General features: G+C 46.6%; 4 protein-coding genes. All 4 read left to right on the forward strand.

Annotation, left to right across the window (positions count from 1 at the left end; translation table 11 throughout):
* Window positions 1–214, forward strand: a 214-nt coding sequence (locus tag VB081_RS10250; protein WP_323400726.1) for a sugar-binding domain-containing protein, incomplete at its 5' end; no start/stop codon positions are given.
* Between the two features lie 137 nt (window positions 215–351).
* Window positions 352–480 carry a hypothetical protein gene (locus tag VB081_RS10255; RefSeq protein ID WP_323400727.1) on the forward strand — a complete coding sequence of 43 codons (129 nt, stop codon included), beginning with the start codon at window positions 352–354 and terminating at the stop codon, window positions 478–480.
* A gap of 36 nt (window positions 481–516) precedes the next feature.
* The gene (locus tag VB081_RS10260; protein ID WP_323400729.1) at window positions 517–1,806 is read left to right on the forward strand and encodes an extracellular solute-binding protein; all 1,290 of its coding nucleotides are present in this window, start codon (window positions 517–519) and stop codon (window positions 1,804–1,806) included.
* A 38-nt stretch (window positions 1,807–1,844) separates the two neighbouring features.
* Window positions 1,845–3,494 (forward strand): PDC sensor domain-containing protein (locus tag VB081_RS10265; protein WP_323400728.1); only part of this gene is annotated, 1,650 nt, incomplete at its 3' end.

Consider the following 3,494-nt stretch of genomic DNA (forward strand, 5'->3'; position numbering starts at 1 on the left):
TTTCATCAATGCCCAGGGAGATATTTTCGACCATACCCTAGATGACCGTGTGGTTGGAGCCTCCTTAGATACCATACGGGCCATTCCCAACAAGCTGCTTTTAGCCAGTGGCGTCGTCAAGGCCCGAGTCATTTGTGCCGCACTGCGCGGCAGCCTCGTCGATAGTCTTTATATCGACGCACCCACCGCCATGGAGGTCCTCAAGCATCGTTGATTATTGATAATGATCAAATAATTATATTTAGAGAATCGTATTTTAACCCTTTTCAACCTTTTGTTTTCCTTAAGCATATGGTAATATATGAATGAATAGATGTTTTTCGATTCCTAAACCCCAAAGGAGAAGTTTTCATGAAACGATTCATTTCCCTGACGCTCGCCCTCATCAGTCTGATTGTTCTGACCTCTGGCTGTGGACAAAGTGCGAAGAAAGTTGCACTAGACCCACAAAATCCGACTAAGATTACGATCTGGCATTAATACAACGGTGCCCAACAGCAAGCCTTTGCCAATGCCATCGCCGAGTTTAATGCGGGCGAAGGCGCCAAGCAGGGCATTCAAGTCAGTGAATCGACCCAGGGTACTGTTTCTGATTTAGAGAAAAGCGTTATGGATGCCGCTCAAAAGAAAGTCGGTGCCCCCCAAATGCCCAATATATTTGCCGCTTATTCTGACACCGCCTATGAACTGGATCAAATGGGGACCGTGGCCGATTTATCCCCCTATTTTACCGAAAAGGAACGCCAGGCCTATATTGATGGCTATATCGAGGAGGGGGATTTTTCCAACAACGGCAGCCTTAAGAGCTTCCCGGTTGCCAAATCTACAGAAATTTTAAGCATCAACGAAACCGATTGGCAAAAATTTGCTGATGCTACCGGGGCTTCTAAAGATGAGCTCAAAACCATTGAGGGGATTACAAAAACAGCAAAAGCCTACTATGAATGGACAAACGCCCAAACCCCAGATATCCCCAATGATGGCAAAGCCTTTTTTGGGCGGGATGCCTTTGCCAATTATATGATCATTGGCTCTCGACAATTGGGGACTGAAATCTTCAGTGCTCAAAATGGACAATGCACCTTAAATTTTGATAAAGCCGTCATGCGCAAACTTTGGGATAATTACTACCTTCCCATGGTCGCTGGATGGTTTGATGAAGAAAACCGCTTCCGCAGTGATGACATCAAAACCGGGCGCATTATCGCCTGCGTCGGTTCCTCTTCCAGCGCCAGCTTCCTCCCCAGCCAGTGCATCCTTTCTGATACCGAGAGCTACCCTATCACCATGACGTCCACTGTTGCCCCCCAGTTTGAAGGAGGCAAAGCCTACGCTGTCCAGCAGGGCGCAGGAATGGTCGTCACCGAAGCTGACGAAAAAGAAGTCTATGCCGCTGTGCAATTTCTCAAATGGTTCACACAGCCTCAGCGAAACGCAACTTTTTCTGTTGAGTCTGGTTACCTCCCTGTCACTAAGGAGGCCAGTACCGAGTCCTATCTTGCCACCGTCATGACGGATTCCGGAACCAAGGAAAAGGTGGTGGACGCACTCAATTCAGCTGCTAAGACTACGGAAAACAATGAAATGTATACAAATAAAGCCTTTAAAAATGGTGGTGCTGCCCGAAGCATCCTTGAGCATACCCTGCCTCAAAAAGCTGCAGCCGATCGCAAGGTCTTACTTGAAATGGTATCAACGGGCACAGATTACAACACCGCATTGGCGCAATTAAATACGGATGCAAATTTTGATGCCTGGTATAAGGATACCCTCAGCCAATTGGAGGCTGCTCTCAATCAAGAATAAATACCCAATGGACCATTTGTATTCCTTCAGAGGAGCGTATGGATATGACCCATCTAAAAGAAAAAAAACAAAGCCTTCGCATCCAATTGCTCATCCCCATCTGTCTCCTTCTGATTACCCAAATGGCTCTTATTTTTATTAGTATTTTCGCCAGCGGACTGCTGGGCCGTCTGGATGAATCGGCGGCTCAGGTCCTCGGCCGAACCGTTCAATCCAGACGGGATTATCTTCAATACGATATGGTGAACAAATGGCGTGAAACCGGCGATACGGTATCTCAGCTGGATGCCCTTTATGCAAATAGTGGCCAGAATGCCGCCAGTCTATCCTCTGATGCCAACGCATATACCGATTATCTCCGCCAGGCAACCCCCATGCTCATTTCTATGATGCGAACAAATGCCGTCTCTGGGGCCTTTATCATCCTTCGGGGCGGTCCTCTTCCTGCGGATCCAGCAAAGGATAGCCTAACGGGCATCTATATCCGGGATCGGGACCCTTCTTCCGTCTATAATAGTGATAACAAGGATCTCCTTTTTGAGCGTGCTCCAGTGGATGTTGTGACACAAACCGGTATCACCACTGATTCCTATTGGACCCCTAAATTTACTCTATCCGAGGATAATGCAGACCACCGTTATTTTTATAATCCCTATCGTGCTGCTTTGGAAAACAAAGACTTATCCGATACTGATTTAGCGTATTGGTCACCAGCCTACCACCTTAACGAAGAGGATAACGCCATCTCCATCGCCTACTCCATCCCACTGATTGCCGATGATGGCACTTTATACGGTGTCCTTGGTGTGGAAATACTGACTGACTATCTCATAAAACAATTACCGACGGAAGAAATCACAGACAATGGCAGTGCCTATTGTCTCGCGATTCAACCAAAGGGCGACAGTCCCTACCAGGCTGTGGCAGTCAATAGCTCAAATTACCAACTGACCCAGGACACATTGAAAGAATTTAACCTCCAGCCAAGCCGATATAAAAAATGCAGTCTTCTCACAGGGCTACAAAACACGTCTCAAATGGTTGCTGCAACAGGTAAGCTATCGCTTTATAACCGCAACGCACCTTTTTCTGACGAACAATGGGTTCTCATGGCCATTGAGCCAAAGACCACCCTATCCAGCCTTTCCTGGAATACGGGCCTTACCCTTGCCATTATTGTGGGCACGATTTTCATTGTCAGTATCATTGCCACCATTATCATCACAAAACGGCTAATCGCTCCAGTTTCTAAGCTTGAAAAAGAAGTCCGCATCGGTATCTCTGCCGGTACCCCCGTCCCACTCACTGCCACAGGAATAAGTGAATTGGATTCCCTTGCCCAAGGTGTTGAAGCCCTCAACCGGGAAGTCATGCGGACCGCAGGAAAATTGACCCATTTACTCAAAATGTCCAGTATCAACCTCGGTGCCTTTGAATTAGATGAGGACCTTGAAAAAATTCTGTTTGTCAGTGATGATTTCTTCGATGTTTTTGGAGAAAAGAATTTATCCGCCCAGGATATGGATTATCATACCTTCCTCAATCGACTGAATTCCTTTGAACCTTATGCCCTGCCCAAGACCATAAAGGATGCCCCACAACAAAAAGAACGGGTTTATGAAATCCCCAAAGAAGATGGTACTTTATGGATTCGAGTACAGGTAGAAATACAAAATAACTTAATCACT

Source organism: Christensenella sp. (assembly GCF_034927525.1).
In the GTDB taxonomy this organism is placed as follows: Bacteria; Bacillota; Clostridia; order Christensenellales; family Christensenellaceae; genus Christensenella.